General features: G+C 41.3%; 15 protein-coding genes and 1 tRNA gene. 7 read left to right on the forward strand and 9 right to left on the reverse strand.

The window, feature by feature from the left end; genetic code table 11:
- Window positions 1-569: 569 nt before the first annotated feature.
- From ACSVH6_RS12140 to ACSVH6_RS12160, 5 genes are all read right to left on the reverse strand, one after another.
- Window positions 570-1,463: a helix-turn-helix domain-containing protein gene (locus ACSVH6_RS12140; protein ID WP_438078864.1), complete on the reverse strand. Its 894-nt coding sequence runs from the start codon at window positions 1,461-1,463 to the stop codon at window positions 570-572.
- Window positions 1,460-1,873 (reverse strand): DUF1348 family protein, encoded by a 414-nt coding sequence (locus ACSVH6_RS12145; protein ID WP_438078866.1) that lies wholly within the window; start codon window positions 1,871-1,873, stop codon window positions 1,460-1,462. The genes ACSVH6_RS12140 and ACSVH6_RS12145 overlap by 4 nt, the downstream gene beginning before the upstream one ends.
- A 68-nt stretch (window positions 1,874-1,941) precedes the next feature.
- Window positions 1,942-2,481: a carboxymuconolactone decarboxylase family protein gene (locus ACSVH6_RS12150; RefSeq protein ID WP_438078868.1), complete on the reverse strand. Its 540-nt coding sequence runs from the start codon at window positions 2,479-2,481 to the stop codon at window positions 1,942-1,944.
- Between the two features lie 174 nt (window positions 2,482-2,655).
- On the reverse strand, window positions 2,656-6,339 hold the full coding sequence (gene purL / locus ACSVH6_RS12155) for a phosphoribosylformylglycinamidine synthase (RefSeq protein WP_438078870.1): 3,684 nt from the start codon (window positions 6,337-6,339) through the stop codon (window positions 2,656-2,658).
- A gap of 72 nt (window positions 6,340-6,411) precedes the next feature.
- The gene (locus tag ACSVH6_RS12160; RefSeq protein WP_438078872.1) at window positions 6,412-7,953 is read right to left on the reverse strand and encodes a hypothetical protein; all 1,542 of its coding nucleotides are present in this window, start codon (window positions 7,951-7,953) and stop codon (window positions 6,412-6,414) included.
- A 254-nt stretch (window positions 7,954-8,207) separates the two neighbouring features.
- Here ACSVH6_RS12160 and ACSVH6_RS12165 point away from each other — a divergent pair, with 254 nt between their 5' ends.
- The 4 genes from ACSVH6_RS12165 to ACSVH6_RS12180 all read left to right on the forward strand — a co-directional run bounded on the left by ACSVH6_RS12165 (window position 8,208) and on the right by ACSVH6_RS12180 (window position 10,605).
- On the forward strand, window positions 8,208-8,630 hold the full coding sequence (locus ACSVH6_RS12165; protein ID WP_438078874.1) for a PaaI family thioesterase: 423 nt from the start codon (window positions 8,208-8,210) through the stop codon (window positions 8,628-8,630).
- Window positions 8,631-9,692 carry a chorismate-binding protein gene (locus ACSVH6_RS12170; protein ID WP_438078876.1) on the forward strand — a complete coding sequence of 354 codons (1,062 nt, stop codon included), beginning with the start codon at window positions 8,631-8,633 and terminating at the stop codon, window positions 9,690-9,692.
- Window positions 9,693-9,726: 34 nt separating this feature from the next.
- Window positions 9,727-10,443 (forward strand): bacillithiol biosynthesis deacetylase BshB1, encoded by a 717-nt coding sequence (gene bshB1 / locus ACSVH6_RS12175; RefSeq protein ID WP_438078878.1) that lies wholly within the window; start codon window positions 9,727-9,729, stop codon window positions 10,441-10,443.
- An 86-nt stretch (window positions 10,444-10,529) separates the two neighbouring features.
- Window positions 10,530-10,605 (forward strand) — tRNA-His (locus ACSVH6_RS12180).
- 42 nt (window positions 10,606-10,647) lie between these two features.
- Here the strand turns inward: ACSVH6_RS12180 and ACSVH6_RS12185 are convergent.
- Both ACSVH6_RS12185 and ACSVH6_RS12190 read right to left on the reverse strand, forming a co-directional pair.
- The gene (locus tag ACSVH6_RS12185; RefSeq protein ID WP_438078880.1) at window positions 10,648-11,682 is read right to left on the reverse strand and encodes a M28 family peptidase; all 1,035 of its coding nucleotides are present in this window, start codon (window positions 11,680-11,682) and stop codon (window positions 10,648-10,650) included.
- A 2-nt stretch (window positions 11,683-11,684) separates the two neighbouring features.
- Window positions 11,685-12,743 carry a DUF3667 domain-containing protein gene (locus ACSVH6_RS12190; protein WP_438078882.1) on the reverse strand — a complete coding sequence of 353 codons (1,059 nt, stop codon included), beginning with the start codon at window positions 12,741-12,743 and terminating at the stop codon, window positions 11,685-11,687.
- A gap of 72 nt (window positions 12,744-12,815) precedes the next feature.
- Here ACSVH6_RS12190 and ACSVH6_RS12195 point away from each other — a divergent pair, with 72 nt between their 5' ends.
- Genes ACSVH6_RS12195 through ACSVH6_RS12205 form a run of 3 tightly spaced genes read left to right on the forward strand, consistent with a single transcriptional unit; the run spans window position 12,816 to window position 14,731 of the window.
- Window positions 12,816-13,274 carry a DUF1801 domain-containing protein gene (locus tag ACSVH6_RS12195; RefSeq protein WP_438078884.1) on the forward strand — a complete coding sequence of 153 codons (459 nt, stop codon included), beginning with the start codon at window positions 12,816-12,818 and terminating at the stop codon, window positions 13,272-13,274.
- Entirely contained in the window at window positions 13,271-13,765 is a 495-nt protein-coding gene (locus ACSVH6_RS12200; RefSeq protein WP_438078886.1) for a GNAT family N-acetyltransferase, read from the forward strand. Before ACSVH6_RS12195 ends, ACSVH6_RS12200 begins: the two co-directional genes overlap by 4 nt.
- Window positions 13,766-13,780: 15 nt before the next feature.
- On the forward strand, window positions 13,781-14,731 hold the full coding sequence (locus tag ACSVH6_RS12205) for an ion channel (RefSeq protein WP_438079093.1): 951 nt from the start codon (window positions 13,781-13,783) through the stop codon (window positions 14,729-14,731).
- A 51-nt stretch (window positions 14,732-14,782) separates the two neighbouring features.
- On the opposite strand, the gene ACSVH6_RS12210 is transcribed toward ACSVH6_RS12205, so the two are convergent.
- Window positions 14,783-16,831 (reverse strand): FG-GAP-like repeat-containing protein, encoded by a 2,049-nt coding sequence (locus ACSVH6_RS12210; protein WP_438078888.1) that lies wholly within the window; start codon window positions 16,829-16,831, stop codon window positions 14,783-14,785.
- 33 nt (window positions 16,832-16,864) lie between these two features.
- Window positions 16,865-18,331 (reverse strand): Ig-like domain-containing protein, encoded by a 1,467-nt coding sequence (locus ACSVH6_RS12215; protein WP_438078890.1) that lies wholly within the window; start codon window positions 18,329-18,331, stop codon window positions 16,865-16,867.
- Between the last annotated feature and the right edge of the window lie 82 nt (window positions 18,332-18,413).

Raw genomic sequence — 18,413 nt, forward strand, 5'->3', positions numbered from 1 at the left:
TAAAACCCTTCATCTAACGATGAGGGGTTTTTTGTTTATGTTTATTTGCGAGCTGAAGCTCGCGTACCTGCCAGCCGGCAGGAAGGCCTGAAGCCCACCGGGCTTTTATTCCGCTGTACTCCATACCGTTCTACCTTCGGTCTCGGGTCTCCTCCTACTATCAAATCCGAAGCACATTGGCGGCATACTTAAGGAATGTTTTGGGACGTATCAGCAAATTCAATAAAATGTTGGTTTTTTTTATCCGCTTGATCAAGATGGAATGGAAATCCCGTCAGGACCGGTTGTCTAAATTACCGCGGTGAAATAATAAAGTTACCGCGGTAATTTAACTGTTTTACCGCGGTAAATTGATTTACGCATCAGGAAAGGAGAAAAAATTAATAGGGAAGACTTTTAGTTTTGCTAGGGTGAATCTAAGTTTGGATGCAGGTTGGTTTTATGGAACAGCCATGCTCTTTAAGGTTAATTGCGTGAGGGATGGGAGAGGTTACCCTGCCTGCCGGCAGGCGTGTAGCCCGGACAGTCCGGCCTCGTTTTTTGGAACGAGGGCACGCCCAAAATATAAATTATATTCCGGTAAGCGGGGTTTGTTTGGCGAAACCTACCGTTTCCCGATACAATTGCGGAGAAACATCGGCATTGGTTTTGAAAAAACGACTGAAGTAATGTTCGTCATCATAGCCCAATTCATAAGCAATTTCTTTAACGGCCTTGTTGGTCAGGTATAATTCCCTTTTGGCCTCAATGATAATGCGCTCTGCAATTAAATCAGTCAGTGTTTTGTTGAAGTGGGTTTTGGTCAGCTTGGCCAGAGCCTTAGCCGAAATATTCAAGTGTTCGGCATAATGGCTGGGAGAATGCTTGGTTTTAAAATGTTCTTCTATTGCTTCTTTCAGGTTTTGCAAAATGATGGGTTCTTTGGTATTAGGTATAGCGGAAGTCTGCTCTTGTAATTGCTCTGTTTTAAGTCGGGAAGCCGTTATCAGTATGACTTTAAGATAGGAAACCAACAGTTCGTACTGAGCCAGCTCGTGGCGTTGCATCTCGTTTTTGATTTGGGTTATGATTAAATCAAAGGTTGCTGAGGCCGTTTCATCGATATGAGTGTAGGGAGGCTGATAGATGTTGTTAAACAAAACCCCGTTGCAGGACACTTCTTTTTGATGCATGTGAATGCAATAAAAATCAGGATGAAAATGAATGGCTATTCCTTCAAGCGGTTGGGCAGCGCAAATCATAAAAGGCTGATAAGGCGAAAAAGCCAACAATACATTTTCGTCAAAGTCATACTCTGAAAAATCAGCTTTTATTTTTCCCGTTCCTTTGGTTACCCAAATGAGAGAATAATAATTATTACGCTGCAAATGGTCAAAATGATTGTTGTCTTCAAAACTGAAAACCTTGAAGGCAAGGTTTCCGTTTTGAGGATTAGTTAGTGTCAGGGCTTGCGTGGAGCTCATAGTCTTCTGTCTTTTTCTTCTATTTCCAAATCGTTGATGCTGGCATACCGTTTTTGCATATAGCCGTTGGCATCAAATTCCCAGAGTTCATTGCCGTAACTTCGGTACCATTGCCCGGCGGCATCATGCCATTCGTATTCAAAACGAACCGCCATGCGATTTTCCCGAAATCCCCAAAGTTCTTTTTTGAGTTTGTACGCGAGTTCTTTTTTCCATTTTTGTGTAAGGAATTGTTTGACGGCTTCGCGGCCATTGATAAATTCGGTGCGGTTGCGCCATTCGGTATCGACGGTGTAGGCTAGGGCTACTTTTTCAGGGTCTTTGGTATTCCAAGCGTCTTCGGCAGCTTGTACTTTTTGCAGTGCCGTCTCCATAGTAAACGGAGGAAGCGGATGTCTTTGTGGTTCCATAAATCAAATGTACTAAAAAAGGCAGTTAGGAAGCGTTCGTAACTGCCCTTGATTGGTTTTACTAAGGCTTATAAAGTTGCAACAGCCGGAAAATCAACTTCTGTATTGGCCGTATTGTTGAAGTAGTTGGTCAAAATATTCAATGCCACGTGAGCCACCACTTCGGCAATTTCTCCATCAGTGATTCCGGCATTTTTAGCAGTAGTAACATCTTCGTCATTTACCTGACCATTTTTTGAGACCAAGGTTTTAGCCAATTTTAAAATGGCTTTTGTTTTGCTGTCTGCCGATTCACCGGCACGGGCCGCTTCTAAAACGGACAAGTCAGTTTTTAATAAATTTTCTCCGATAAACGTGTGGGCTGCTGTACAATACAAACAGTTGTTGCTTTCTGCCACAGCTAAAGCAATCAGCTCACCAGTGCGGTTGTTTAATTTTCCTTTGGACAAAGCACCGCTTAAATTCAGGTAGCCTTCGAGTACGGCATCTGAATTTCCCATGGTACGCATCATGTTAGGCACAATACCTAGTTTGCTTTGTACAGCGTTGAATAATTCTTTGGTTTTTCCTGTAGTGGTTTCCGGGTTTAAAGCTTGTAAACGTGTCATTTTTTTGTATTTTAAAGTTATGTCTTATTGACGGTACAAAGTTGGGCTGTTTTGTTTTGTCAAAAAATGGACGATTTACGCTTTGTAATGGACAATTTTTCTTTGCGTGAGGGACGGGATACGGGAGACGAGACGCTCACCAATAAAAAACTCCTCAAAAGAGGAGCTTCTTACTTATTTTGCTTGGTTTTCTATCCATTCCCGGGCATTGACAAAGGCTTCTATCCATGGGGATACTTCGTCTTTTTGTCCTCTGTCCGGGTAATGTGCCCAGTTCCAAGGAAAAGTAGAACGCTCAATGTGCGGCATCATAACTAAATGGCGTCCGGTTTTGTCACAAAGCATGGCGGTATTGTAATCAGAACCATTTGGATTGGCCGGATAGCCTTCGTAGGCATATTTGGCGACGATGTTATAGTGATGTTCTTCATAAGGCAATTTGAACTTGCCTTCACCATGCGAAACCCATACACCAAGTGTGGCTCCGGCTAAGGTTTTCAGCATGACCGAATGATTTTCTTGAACGGTTACCGAAGTGAATATACTTTCGTGTTTGTGGCTGTCGTTGTGATGCATTTTACCATGCACTTCGTGTTCCGGATTGATGACTTCTAATTCCATGAACAATTGACAACCGTTGCAAATTCCGACCGACAAAGTATCTTCTCTCAGGAAGAAATTCTTTAGGGCTTGGTTGGCTTTTTCATTGTATTTGAAAGCGCCGGCCCAACCTTTAGCAGAACCCAATACATCTGAATTAGAGAAACCACCCACGGCTCCGATGAACTGGATGTCTTCTAAGGTTTCGCGACCTGAAATCAAATCGGTCATGTGTACGTCTTTGACATCAAAACCGGCCAAGTACATGGCGTTGGCCATTTCACGTTCGGAATTACTTCCCTTTTCACGAATGATGGCTGCCTTCGGACGCGGTAGACTATGGTCGATAATTGGTTTTACACCGGTAAAATGGTTAGGAAATTGATACTGTAATGCCTGATGGCTGTAATTGTTAAAACGCTCTCGGGCTTTATCGTTTTTGGTTTGTTTTTGATCTAATAAGAACGAAGTTTCAAACCAGTCGTCTCTTAATGTTGGGATATCCAGAACTACATCCTGAATGCTTACTGTTGCTGAATTGACTACTTTTCCAATTTTGAAATATTCAATACCGGCTAAGGCTTTTTCAAATGTTGCATCGTCTTTTGCCTGAAGCACCAGTCCAATGTTCTCCGCAAATAAAATCTTTACTAAATCTTTTTCCGGCAAGGCATGAAAATTGATTTCTGCTCCCAAGTGGTTGTCGGCAAAACACATCTCCAATAGGGTAGTAATCAAACCACCGCTTCCGATGTCATGTCCGGCCAGGATTTGACGATTCTTGATTAAATCCTGAACAGCATTGAACGCTTTTTTAAAGAAAGTGGCATCTTTAATGGTTGGTGTGTCATTTCCGATTTTGTTCAACACTTGGGCAAACGAGCTCCCGCCCAGTTTGAAATCGTCTTGTGACAAATTGATATAATAAATAGAACCACCATTTTTTTGCAGCACCGGTTCGACCACTTTAGTAATATTGGAACAATTTCCGGCTGCTGATATAATTACCGTTCCGGGAGCAATGACTTCCTCATTCGGGTATTTTTGCTTCATCGAAAGGGAATCTTTTCCGGTCGGAATGTTGATGCCTAATTCGATAGCAAAATCAGAACAAGCCTGAACGGCTTCGTACAAACGCGCATCTTCGCCTTCATTTTTACAAGGCCACATCCAGTTGGCTGATAAAGAAACACTTTTCAGATTGTCTTTTAACGGTGCAAAAACAATATTGGATAAGGCTTCGGCAATGGCATTTCGACTACCGGCTTTCGGGTCGATTAAAGCGGAAATCGGCGCGTGACCTATAGAGGTGGCAATACCTTCTTTTCCATTATAATCCAACGCCATAACTCCCACATTGTTTAGCGGTAATTGTAGCGGACCAACGCATTGCTGCTTGGCGACTCTTCCACCCACACAACGGTCGACTTTATTGGTTAACCAGTCTTTGCAGGCTACAGCTTCCAGTTTTAAGACGTCTTTTAAATAGTCTTGTATGTATATAGCGGAATACTCTAAATCAGCATAATTTATATCAATGGTTTTATCCGCCATAATGGTTTTGGGCGAACTGCCGAACATATCTTCCAAAGCGAAATCCATAGGCTTAGCACCGGTAGTTTGGCTTTCAAAAGTAAACCGTTTGTTGGCGGTTACATCTCCTACTTGATACATCGGAGAACGCTCTCTGTCTGCAATACGTTGTAAGGTGTCAATATCATTTTGACCGATGACCAATCCCATTCGTTCTTGTGATTCGTTACCGATGATTTCCTTAGCCGAAAGGGTAGGGTCGCCCACAGGTAATTTGTCTAAATCAATCAAACCGCCGGTTTCTTCTACCAATTCGGAAAGACAGTTCAAATGCCCGCCTGCGCCGTGGTCGTGTATGGAAACTATTGGATTAGTATCACTTTCCACCAAACCGCGAATGGCATTAGCAGCTCTTTTTTGCATTTCGGGGTTGGAACGTTGTATGGCGTTTAGCTCTATTCCGGAACCAAAAGCACCGGTGTCGGCTGAAGAAACTGCAGCACCGCCCATTCCGATTCTATAATTTTCACCACCAAGGATAACGATTTTATCTCCGGCTGTCGGTTTCTTTTTGATCGATTGGTCAAGCTTGCCATAACCGATTCCACCGGCTTGCATGATGACTTTGTCGTAACCTAGCTTTCTATTAGTATTGGGCTCATTCTCAAATTCTGATTCTTCTTGGTGTTCAAAGGTAAGAACTGAACCGGTGATTAGCGGTTGGCCAAATTTGTTTCCGAAATCGGAAGCCCCATTTGAGGCTTTGATTAAAATATCCATCGGCGTTTGGTACAGCCATTTACGTTCGGCCACCCCTTTTTCCCAGTTTCTGTTTTGATTCAGACGGGAATAGGCCGTCATGTAAACGGCAGTTCCGGCCAGAGGCAAGGAACCTTGTCCGCCGGCCAGCCTATCTCGAATTTCACCACCCGAACCGGTTGCAGCACCATTAAAAGGCTCTACCGTAGTGGGGAAATTGTGGGTTTCGGCTTTTAGTGAAATAACCGAATCAAATTCTTGGGTTTCGTAAAAATCGGGTTTGTCGGCGCTTTTTGGGGCAAATTGCGTCACACGAGGCCCTTTTATAAAGGCCACATTATCTTTATACGCCGAAACGATATCGTTTGGGTTTTCGGCGGATGTTTTTTTGATGAGTTTGAATAGGGAAGTAGGTTTCTCTTCACCATCAATCACAAACGTACCGTTGAAGATTTTATGGCGGCAGTGTTCTGAGTTGACTTGGGAGAAACCAAATACTTCTGAATCGGTAAGTTTTCGGCCTATTTTCAGCGCCACACCATTCAAGTAATCAACTTCTTCTGCGCTGAGTGCCAAACCTTCCTGTTGATTGTAAGCGGCAATATCTTCGATTTCCAGTATCGGTTCGGGTTGGATATGAATAGCGTAAATATCTTGATTTAACTCCGTGTACTTTTGCGAAAGCATAGGGTCAAAATCGGTAAAGTCAGCTGGAACTTTCTGAAATTCCTCTATTCTGACGATGCCTTCTATCCCCATGTTTTGGGTGATTTCTACAGCATTAGTACTCCAAGGGGTAATCATAGCGGCGCGTGGACCAATAAAAAAATCCGTCAGGACGGATTTTTCTATTTTATGTGCGTTGCCAAAAAGCCAGTTTAATTTTGAGATGGTTTCTGCCGAAAGTTCGCTTTGCGCTTGTACGGCAAAAACAGTGGAACTTTCGTTTCCGAAGAAATGAATCATTGTGTTATTTTTAGTTGTTGTTGTAGTTGCAAATTTAGGCTAAAAAAACGAAAACAAAAATCCCTTTTCAAATTAATTAGCCGGTGGGAAAATAATATGTTGGTAAGCCCCGATATCGACTTTGCCATTGCCGTCAACCGTGCGGTCGGCATTGATGATGTCTTTGGTGATTCCCAAATCATTTCCAAACCCTTTGGCTACCGAATCATCACCAATCATTAATTTATTGTTGTAAATGTCCTTATAATCTAAATTTCCGGTTTTTATAATTTCCCCACTGGTTGTATCATATAAGAAAGCATATTGTGTCAAATCAGTGAAACTATTCGAATTAAACTTGATGTAGCATTTTGAGAACGAAGTGTTGAATGCAGCTCCGGTATCTCTGTTGAGGCGGAGCTCAATTTGGTTGGATCCCGAAATAATACAGTTTTTAAAATCGGCCTGTGTCAGAGGAAAAGGAACGGGATTACCGGCATCATCCTTGTAATAATTATCAACTAATACCGCTAATTGTGTGGAGCTCGACCAATTGTTATTAAAAGTACATTGTCTGAAGTCATAGGCACCTCCTAAAGTACAAGCCAAACTGAACTGGCCGGCTGAGTTAATAACCAAGTTTTCTCCTTTAATCATAGCGGTTTTAGCATAAATTCCCATATTGGCCGCATTATAAATTTGGGTGTTATTAATGGTCATATAATTGCCGTCGTTGTGGTCAATCAACAAACCTACAGTAGCGTTTTTGATGGTACAGTTGGTAATGCTATTATTGGTACTGCCATCAGTGAGCCAAATGGTGCCCCATTGTCCCGGGACGTCAGAGAAATCAGGTTCCAAACGATCACCTTCAATAATTACCTCGTGTTCCAAAGCCGCTGTTGTGGAAGGAGCTCCGTTTATTCTCAAGCTACCACCGGTGCCGACAATCAAACCGGAATCAGCGTGAAAATGGATACGTGCTCCGGCATGTATGTTGAGCGTCTTGCCGTTGGGGACAGCCGCATAACCGTATATGACATAAGGTTTGGTATTATTCCATTCGTATTCGTTCCCGTTTATGGGGTCGTTTTCATCCAGATAAAAACCGTAAATATTCTGGTCGCCTATCGGCAGTGTTTCGGTAGTTCCATCGTCAAATTTTTTAGGGAATAAGAAATAAGCATCCTGAATCAGGGTAACTAATTCCACTTTTTGATAATCCGTTTCGGTCCCAAATTTAATTTGATCGGTATATAAAAAATCGGTTGGATTGGCATCGGCCACATCGCTGGTTACTTCTATAAAAATAAACAAACTGTCTTTGGCCAAAAGCTCCACATCGTGGAAAATACGATTGTTGTCTCCCATCATACCGTCCACAGTCATACGGTATTTGGAGTTAGCCCCTTTACCCAATTGTATCGTTGGAATTTTAATATCGGTATCGGTTTTATTATACACTTTCAATGTGTAAGTACTGGAACCTATATTGGTAAACACGGTATCCAGATACACTGTGTCTTTGGAAAAAGACAAATCGCCTTTCTGACTGTTCACAAACACAAAATCCTGACGGCAAGAACTTACGGTGAGGGCTAAACCAACCAGAAAAAGAATAATAAAATTTCGCATCGATGTTATGATTTTTTACGTTGTACAGTTCGACCTAAAGGTCTTGGGTGGTAAATGTAGGTATTAATTTGAAAATTTGGAAATACGTTGTTTTGAAAATGATCTTTATCTATAACGTAAAAAAGTTGGTTTTAGTATCCACTATTTCGGGTAAGGACTGCTGTTTTGTTTTTAGTACTTCCAAATAAGTGCTATTTTTACATCCGAGTTTCGTCCTGTAGAGCAGGCAAACAGTATGAAGTAAAAAAAAAGCTATGTCATTTGATAAAGAAAAAATGCTCCAACTCTGTAACGACTGGAGTAAAAATACCTTAATGGAAACCTTGGAAATTGAATATATTGATGCGGGAGAAGACTTTCTAAAAGCCAAAATGCCGGTCAATCCCCGGGTCCATCAGCCAATGGGCTTGTTACACGGTGGTGCATCGGTGGCGTTGGCGGAGAGTGTGGGAAGTGCGGCTTCGCTGATGTTTATCAATCCCGAAAAACAGGAAGTACGGGGAATTGAAATTTCAGCCAACCATTTGAGGAGTAAGCGTGAAGGTTTTGTGTATTGCACGGCTAAAATTATTCACCAGGGGAGAAGTATCCACCTTTGGGAAATCAGGATTACCGACGAGAATGATAAGCTCGTTTCTCTTTGTAAAATGTCTAATATGGTTTTACCACGACGTTAAATGACTGATTTATTTCTAAAAGTTAGAACCCACCGCGAACAGGATTTACCCTTTGTTTTGTTCTGTAAACCCGATTCGGATCGGGTTGTCGGTCAGTTTCAAAAGAACGACCATTTGTATTTTCTGGAAAGCTTCGAAGAGAAAGGTTTTGTTTTTGCTCCTTTTGAAGCCGATACGATTCCGTTTCTTCCGGTGGAATTTTCGGATGTGTTGGTCGAAAAAACACATTTCCGGGATTTTGTTTTAGAGGAGAAAAAAATAAAGGATGTATTGGTAGGCAATGATTTCTTTGAAACTTTGGTAGAGAAAGGGGTAGAAGCAATACAGCAAGGCAACTTCTCCAAGGTGGTTCTTTCACGTAAGGAAGAAGTTGAGATGACTCTTTTTGATATTGAATTCATTTTTAAAAGAATGATTTCCAATTATCCTTCCGCCTTTAAATATTGTTTTTACCATCCTAAGATTGGACTTTGGCTGGGCGCTACACCCGAACAGTTTTTGCAAATCAACGGGAACGATATTAAAACGGTGGCATTAGCCGGTACGCAAGTTGCTGCACATGTCAATACGGTAGTCTGGGAGAACAAAGAAAAAGAGGAACAGCAATTTGTAACCGATTTTATAATGGAAAGCCTTTCTGATTTGGTAAAGGAAATTACCATCAGCAGCCCTTATACTGTAAAAGCCGGCAATTTGGTACACATAAAAACGGATATTTCGGCTAAATTGAAGTCAAAAAAACTGTTGAAAAACATCATTGAAACACTGCATCCCACTCCGGCTGTGTGTGGTTTGCCCAAACAGAAGGCCAAAGAGTTTATTCTGCAAAACGAAGGATATAAGCGGGAATATTATTCCGGTTTTTTAGGCGAACTGAATATTGATTTGGCCTCATTCCGAACACAGCAATCCGATTTGTTTGTGAATTTACGCTGCATGAAAATCAAATCAGCTACGGCTGAAATCTTTGTAGGTGGCGGCATTACCAAAGATAGTAATCCCAGAGCTGAATATATTGAGACCGTCAACAAATCGATGACGATGAAAAAGATAATTCAGTAAATAAGCGTATTTTTGCACCTTTAAAATGAAGAATATGAAACTGGATATATTAGCCTTTGGCGCCCATCCCGATGATGTGGAATTGGGTTGCAGCGGTACCATTGCCAAAGAAATTTCTTTAGGCAAAAAAGTAGGGATTATTGATTTGACCCGTGGAGAATTGGGAACCCGAGGTTCGGCGGAAATTCGCGATTCAGAAGCTGCACTTGCAGCGGCAGTTTTAGGCATCAGCGTGCGTGAAAACCTGAACATGCGCGATGGTTTTTTTGTAAATGATGAGGCACACCAAATGAAAGTAATACAAATGGTGCGTAAATACCGTCCGGAAATTGTATTGTGTAATGCCATTGACGACCGTCACATTGACCATGGTAAGGGCAGCAAACTGGTTTCGGATGCCTGTTTCCTTTCGGGATTACGACGCATTGAAACTTCTTTGGATGGGGAAGCCCAAGAAGCCTGGAGACCTAAAGTGGTATATCATTATTTGCAGTGGAAAAACATAGAACCTGATTTTGTGGTAGATATTTCGGCATTCATTGACAAGAAAAAGGAATCGATTTTGGCCTATGGCTCACAGTTTTATTCTGAAAACTCCAAAGAACCAATGACTCCAATTGCTACCAAAAACTTTTTGGACAGCATTCATTACCGTACGCAGGACTTTGGAAGATTAGTAGGAGTGGAATATGCCGAAGGCTTTACGGTAGAGAGATACGTGGCCGTCAGGAGCTTAGGAGATTTGATTTAAAAAAAGAAAAAAATCTTTGCAAAAGATAACTTTTGCATTATATTTGCACTCGCAAATGAAGCTGCGGCTTCACTTGTACAACAAATGGTGATTGTAGCTCAGTTGGTTAGAGCGTCGGATTGTGGTTCCGAAGGTCGGGGGTTCGAGACCCCTCATTCACCCAGAAAGCAAAAGCCTCCATTTCCGGAGGCTTTTTTTGTTTTATTAATCACTCTTATCAACCACTAATTTGTTTTCCCGATTGGCAATCTCCCAGGCAATGGCAAAACCGTATTGGGTTCGTTTGGTTAAGGCATCAAATTCTATTTTGCTGACTTCGTCTGTTGCTTTGTGGTAATCAGCGTGGGTTCCGTTAAACAAAAATACGGCAGGGATACCGTTTTTTCCGAAATTGTAATGGTCGGAACGGTAGTAAAAGCGATTGGGGTCTTTCTTGTCGTTGTATTTGTAATCCAGAGTGAGGTGAGTGTACTTTTGATTTACGTTTTCACAAATGGTGTACAAATCGGTTGACAGATAATCGGAGCCAATGACATATACATAATTGTTATTGTCATTGTGGAAATTGTCGCGTCGTCCAATCATGTCAATATTCACATCAGCCACAGTATTTTTCAATGGGAACAACGGGTTTTCCGAATAGAAGCGTGAGCCGTGTAGGCCGTGTTCTTCTCCGGTCATGTGCAGAATGAGAATCGAGCGTCTCGGCCCGTGTCCTTCGTTTTTTGCTTTTTGGAAGGCTTTGGCAATTTCCAGTATGGCTACTGTGCCTGAACCGTCGTCATCAGCACCGTTATAAACTTCTCCTTTTTTAATGCCTACATGATCGTAATGGGCAGAGATGACCACGATTTCATCCTTCTTATCTGTTCCTTCAATAAAGGCCCAGATATTTTCAGAATCGGCCAAATTTTCATTGTATTTGGCATTCAGATAGGCCGCCGGGATGTGCTGGTAATAATCTGTTGCTCCTGTAGGATAGCTGATGCCATATTTTTTATATTGCTCAATCAGGTAGCGTCCCGCTTTTTTCTGTCCGGGGCTTCCGGTATCTCGTCCTTCCATTTCATCGGAAGCGATAACCGTTAAGTTGGCTTTTAGACTTTCCTGTGAAATTGCTCCGATGTAATTGTTGATGTCAACCGGCTGTACTGTGGGTTTCGATTTTGGAGGCGCACAATGAATGGTTAGTAAAGATACCAGTAAGAGCGTTGTTATTTTGATATTGTTTGACTTCATAATTAGTGTAAGTTGATGAAGGTGTAAAACATAAAAACTAAAAGTAATACAAGCATAAGCACACTGTTGATAGTAAACAAAGCAATACTTTTTAAGAAAGATATAAAACGGGTTTCTCCGTAAAAACGATGGTGCGCCGGAAAAAAATAATACAGCATCCATCCCCAAACAGCTCCATTACCGATATAGGAAATAGCAGTGGTTAAGCTATTGTCTGGTAAACAGTTCATTAGCTTTGTAAAGAAAAAGAGCAGTAGAGAGGATAGCAGTAAGAACGAAAAATAATGCAGGGTAAAAATGCCATGGTCAAAATAATACCAGCGTTTTTTGCCGTGAAAGAGCCACAGCATAAAAGCAAAGAGTGGCATGTAAATGAACAAGGCTTTGGGGAAGTCATGCAATAGCTGCTCTACGAATTTTTCCATTAATTCCCGTCGGGAGTATTTGGCTTTTACAATCAGTGTCTTTTTAATAAGGCGGTATTCCCAATCGTCAAGTTTTTCATTGGCCGAGCCATACTTTTGAATGGAATCTAAAGCTCTCACATTTTTATAACCAAAATTCAGCAATCCTTCATTGGTTTCGGCATTGGTGAGATGCTTTTGTTTTTGTTGCTGCTCTTGGACTTTCATGAGGTCATCCAGTCTCCTCTTTTTGTTGGCGATAAGGCTGTCTTTGAGTATGCCGTTTTTGTCTTTTACCGGCATAACAACTGTTTCTTTCTCGTTGATAAACCCCTCTTCCTTATTTGGTACAGTTGTTATTAAAAAGAAGGTGACAAAACTGATAAAAATGTACAGTCGTACCGGAGCCAAATAGGAAAGACGTTTTCCTGACAGGTATTCTTTGGTAAGGGAAGCCGGTTTTAAATACAGGTTTTTAATCGTTTTCCAAAAGGCATTTTCATAATGCGTTAAGTCTTCAAAAAAATGGATGAAAAGATGGTGAAAGGTTTTGCGGGTATCGGTATTTTCCTGACCGCAGTGAGGGCAAAACCGTTCCTGCACCACATGCCTGCAATTCAGACAGGTTTTATCTTCTCTTAAAGGACTTTTGGACATAAGCTTGTAATAAAATTCGACATGTAAATCTATAAAATTATTTCTACTTTTGAAGAACAAATAATATACACTATGCAATCTAAAGCTTCAACGCCCGAAAATTACTTAGCCGAATTACCCGAAGACCGAAAAAAAGCGATGCACCAATTGCGGGATACGATTTTGTCCAATTTGCCCGAAGGTTTCAAAGAAGGGATGGGATATGGTATGCTGTGTTTTTCGGTACCCCATAGTATTTATCCCAACGGATACCACTGTGATCCGAAACTGCCGCTGCCTTTTATGAGTTTGGCATCGCAAAAAAACTTTTTGGCTTTGCACCATATGGGGATTTATGCCAGTAAAGAGTTGCTCGATTGGTTTGTAGCCGAGTATCCGAAGCATGCGAAATACAAATTAGATATGGGTAAGGGATGTATTCGTTTCAAAAAATTAGACGATATCCCGTATGACTTGATTGCGGAACTGACCCGAAAAATTACGGTTCAGGATTGGATTACCTTATATGAAAAAGCTTTTCAACGCAAATGATTTCGATTACACCCAATACCGACACTCAGTTTATTGCTGTTCGAAAAATTGCTCAGGAAGTTTGGCCGGTAGCCTACGGAGCTATTTTGAGTAAGGCACAATTGGAGTACATGATGGAAATGATGTACAGTATTACTTCGTTGCAACAGCAAGCCGCCAATCAGAAACATTTTATTTTGGCTCAGGAAGAGGAGGAAGTGCTTGGTTTTGCCTCTTATGAATTGAATTGTGAAGGAACAGTCAAAACAAAGATTCATAAGTTGTATGTTTTAACAACGACCCAAGGAAAAGGAATAGGAAAAATGCTCATGGATTACATTGAAAAAGAGGCCCGGTTGCAACATCAGGAAGCCTTATTTTTGAATGTCAACAAATACAATAAGGCTCAGGATTTCTATCGGAAAATTGGTTTTACAATAGCTTATGAAGAAGTAATCAACATTGGGCAGGGATACGTGATGGACGATTTTGTCATGGAAAAACCAATTTAAAACCACCAAATGCAGATGCAATTTCTCAAAAAAATAAACAGTAGAGCCAAGGCAGATGCCAATACAGGTTTTGGAACCAATGCAACCAGTTATGGCGGACGGTTTATCACCAAAAGTGGTAACGGAAATGTAAAAACAACCGGTATCGGACTGCTGGACAGCATCAGCTGGTACCATACCATGCTCAATATTCCGCGCTGGAAGTTCATGGTCATCATTATTGGATTTTATTTTTTGGTCAATTTTATCTTTGCCACCATTTATTTTGGTATCGGAGTTGAAAATCTCAACGGAGTTGTGGCCCAAACCGCAATGGATAAGTTCGGACAGGCTTTCTTTTTCAGTATTCAAACATTTACAACTGTTGGATACGGACATGTGAGTCCGAGCGGATTTTTGACCAGCTTTGTAGCAGCGGTAGAAGCTTTGTTCGGTTTGTTGAGTTTTGCTATTGCAACCGGTTTGTTTTACGGAAGATTCAGCAAACCAAAAGCCTTTATTCGTTTTTCGGAAAATGCGCTCATAGCTCCTTATGGTAAAGGTACTGCCCTGATGTTGCGGCTCACCCCATATAAAAACACCAATCTTACTGATGCGGAAGCCAAAATGACACTGGGGATGGTATTGGAAGAAAACGGGAAGCTGGTCAACAAGTTTTACAGTTTGGATTTGGAATTGGCCAAAGTCAATGCTTTAACACTCAGTTGGACCTTGGTGCACCCGATTACAGAAAACAGTCCGTTGTATAATTTTACCAGGGAAGATTTTGAAAATATTGACGGTGAGATTTTGGTGTTCCTCAAGGTATTTGATGATATGTTTAGTACTACGGTCGCTAAGCGTACATCCTATGCGTTTTCTGAAGTGGTTTACGGGGCCAAATTCGTTCCGATGTTTTCGCGGAGTAATAATAAAACCCTGCTTCATATTGATAAGCTGAACACCTTTGATAAGGTTAGTCTATAAAAAAAAAGTCCCGAAGAAATCGAGACTTTTTTATTAAGATAAAATAAGGTATTATTCTTTTATGAATTTTTGACTGTATCCTTTGTTTGAGGCATCTCTCAATACTAGGATGTAGCTTCCGGTAGCCAAATGATCCACCGCTACTGTATTGTTTACAATTTTAGATTCCGATACTCTTCTGCCGTTCAAATCGAATATCTCAGCAGTAAGTAATTCAGCACTACTATTCATAGTAAGGTTGATAGTGTTTTTAACCGGATTCGGATAAATGGTAAATGCAGTCGTGTTGTAAGAGTTGGTGCCCAAAGTGGAGCCTTCTATTACAGCAAGCATTTGATTCGGAGAAACATTGTGCAGAGTATCAACCACTCCCGAAGGCCATTTAATCACTACTTCGTCAATTGTAGTTGCCTGACCCAAACCAAAATGTGCGTTTAGTGATCCCATATATTTAAATCCTTCTCCGCTTCGGATATCACGGATTTGTTTACCCCAGCTACCATAAATCTCAATGCGGGCACCAATTCCGTTGCTGTTGCTTTGGATTCCGGTAAGAGCAACAGTTAACCAATGATTTCCATTGGGAACCGCATAACGAACCACATTGTTGTTTTGAATGTCTAAAAATCCGTCATTGTTTAAATCGGCTACGGCTCCAATGCTCATACCCGAATATACAATCGGAGCAAAAGTATTGTTCCCCTGGTTAAACATAATTTTTGACCCACCGCCAAGTACGTCAACCAGACCATCGTTATCAAAGTCATAAGCTACATTGTCAATATTGGTGGATGAATTCGTGTCCCAGCCTGATCCTGAAGTGATGTTTGTAAAGGCTAGGGTATTGCTGGTGTCAAAATTGTTTCTGAAGAATTTATGAGTACCCGCGCTGGCAGTAATGATAATATCCATGTCGCCATCGTTGTCGAAATCAGCAATAGCTGAAGACCATGTTTGAACCGGAGTAACGTCAATTCCTGCAGTGGCAGAAACATTGGTGTATACATTACCCCCGTCGTATCTGAATAATTGACAAGGAGGTCCTGAACATTTTGAAATGAAAACGTCTGTATCTCCGTCATTGTCAAAATCTGTAAACAAGGTTGAGTAGTTTCCTCCCTTATTGGCAACAGAACTTAAATTCATTGCTCCGGGAGTCGTGTTTGATTGGTAATACGTTAAATTACCGGCACCGTCGTTCAAATAGTATACGTTAGCATCAATATCGTGGCAAGAGAAAACGTCTAAATTACCATCCTTATTCAAGTCGGCAAAGTTGGTTCTTTGGCAAAAAATATAATCTGTTGGTGAAAAATTGGAATAAGCTGTTCCGCCGGCATTAGATGACCAAACCGAAAGACCGGAACCACTTCCTAAAACCAAATCGTTATAACCGTCTCTGTTATAATCTCCGGCTGCCATACTCCATCCGGGCATTTTGCTTGTCCCGGCTATTGCGTAATCGGCTACGGTAAAAGTACCTCCTGCACCCTGATAATGAATTCTTAAATTATTGCCGCTAACTCCTACAATATCATCAAGATGGTCACCATTCATGTCAACAGAACAAATGTTGTAAGTGCTGTTGATGGTCGAAATCGTCTGAGTAGTATAGTTGATAGGGGTTACCGGTGGAACCACTACAGCATTTTCAATTAATTGAAAAGTAAAGCCGTCTGAAGACCATTTGTTATCAAAAGCAATAATGTAGGTCATATTAGCCTGCACGTCAAAAGTAGCCACAGAAGAAAAATTCGATCCGGAATCATCATCTCCGGCCAAACAAGCCAACACATCGCAGGCACCGGTATACACATGAAAACGAGTGTCTACTCTCGGGGTATTCTGTGAAATATCAGTAGTAATGGTCACCGTGTGGTTGGCTGTTGGGGTATAGGCATACCATTCTCCTGCAGCTGGGTCCCCGGTATTGGTTCCTGAACCGTTGGGAGCACACATAACACCGGGCTCGGCACCGTTAATGGGACCAACAACATACAAACCTGCTGTAGTTATTGGCACAGCAGCAGCACAACTGTCTTGTGCTTTTGCCAATTGCATTACCAGGAGCAATGCAATAATCATAGTAATTTTTTTCATTTTTTATAGTTTATTGGTTTGATATTAAAATGGTTACGGACAACTTTGTAACGAGTTAATCCATTGTGCTATTAAGGCCACTCCTTCTTCATGAATCACAGTTCTGCCGTGCAGCGGCATTCGGTAAGCTTCATTCGTGGTATTAATACGATAGTACAGCATAGAACGGTTGATGTTTCCAGGTTTCACTATCGTACTCAGGGCAGGCGGAAAATCCTGCATATCGGCAGTACTGACACAAACCCCCATATTGGTTAATCCCTGACCGTTCGGAAGACCGGTTTCACTGAAAGCAAAACGCATAGGTCTGTAATCACAATGCCCGTTGGCGGCGTGACAATGAGAACAGTTAATGTCTAAATAGGAACGAACTCTTTTTTCTAAAGGTTTGGCGGCATCATTGTAATTTACGGTACTGTTGTCTTCACTAGGCAGACTGAAATTGTTTTCCAAATACCCTTTTTCAATCCATTTCAGAATCTGGTTTTTAGTTTCTGTACTACTGTAGGTATAATCAAAATTAAGGTTTTGCGGTTTGATACCGATAGGGATGTAGGTATCAACTTCTGTCCCTGATGAGACATCTTTGCTTTTGTGACAAATGGCACATTGTACTTCGGTTGGAATGCGGTATGTAGTGCTTTTAATGACATTGTTTTCATCTCTCCAGCTAATGTCTGTATAACTTCCGGCCAAGTCAAAGAAGGCTTCTGTCTGATCGGTATTCCATACATAATCGGCAAAAATCCAACGGTCAGCTCTTCGAATCATGATTCGGGTTTCAATAATACGGGTGGTATTGTTGGGCTGTACATTGTCGTAATAAAAAGTTTTAATCAGGGCAGCTCCCACCGGTAAATCAAATATCTTTCCATCAGCTGTATAAGTGCCTTTTGTTCCGGGTGGCATCCAGACAAATCTTTTTTTGTGGGCATAGTCCGTAAACAACGCCGAGGCCGGTGCATAAGGCAAAACGTTTAAAGATGGAATTTGATTTTTGAGATCTCCCACAAAAAAGTGATAATCGGATAATTTTGGATAAGGTACTTGTGTTAAATCCACTGTAGCTATGGGATCAGCATTGATGGTTACATGGGCTTCATTTGAAGTGTTTCCTTCAGCATCTTTCACGGTATAGGTAATTTGCGAAGGGTTGCCCACGAAATTAACTTCCGGAGTGAACGTCACGACTCCGGTAGTGGCATTTACGGTCCAGCTTCCTTCACCTGCTACGATTAATTGGTCCAATGTTCCGTTGCCATCGGTGTCTGTGGCATTTGCAGTAGTAATACTTACGGTAGTGGCTACTACGGCATCACCCGCAGTATCATTGTCTAAAACAGCGATAGTTACAGGAGCTGTTAAGGTACTGTTCACGGTGTCATCAGTCGCTACCGGTAAATTGTCAATGGGTACATAGTCATCATCGTTGTCGGAACAAGCTATGATGAAACTTAAAAAAAGAGCGGAAGCTGTAAGCAGTAGGTAATGTTTTTTCATAGTTTTATTAATCGCAACCAAAAATAATAAAATTTTTATAATATCCTATTAATTATAATGTTACTATTGGTTTTTGTTGATA

It is taken from the genome of Flavobacterium sp. XGLA_31, assembly GCF_051547105.1.
Classification (GTDB): Bacteria; Bacteroidota; Bacteroidia; order Flavobacteriales; family Flavobacteriaceae; genus Flavobacterium.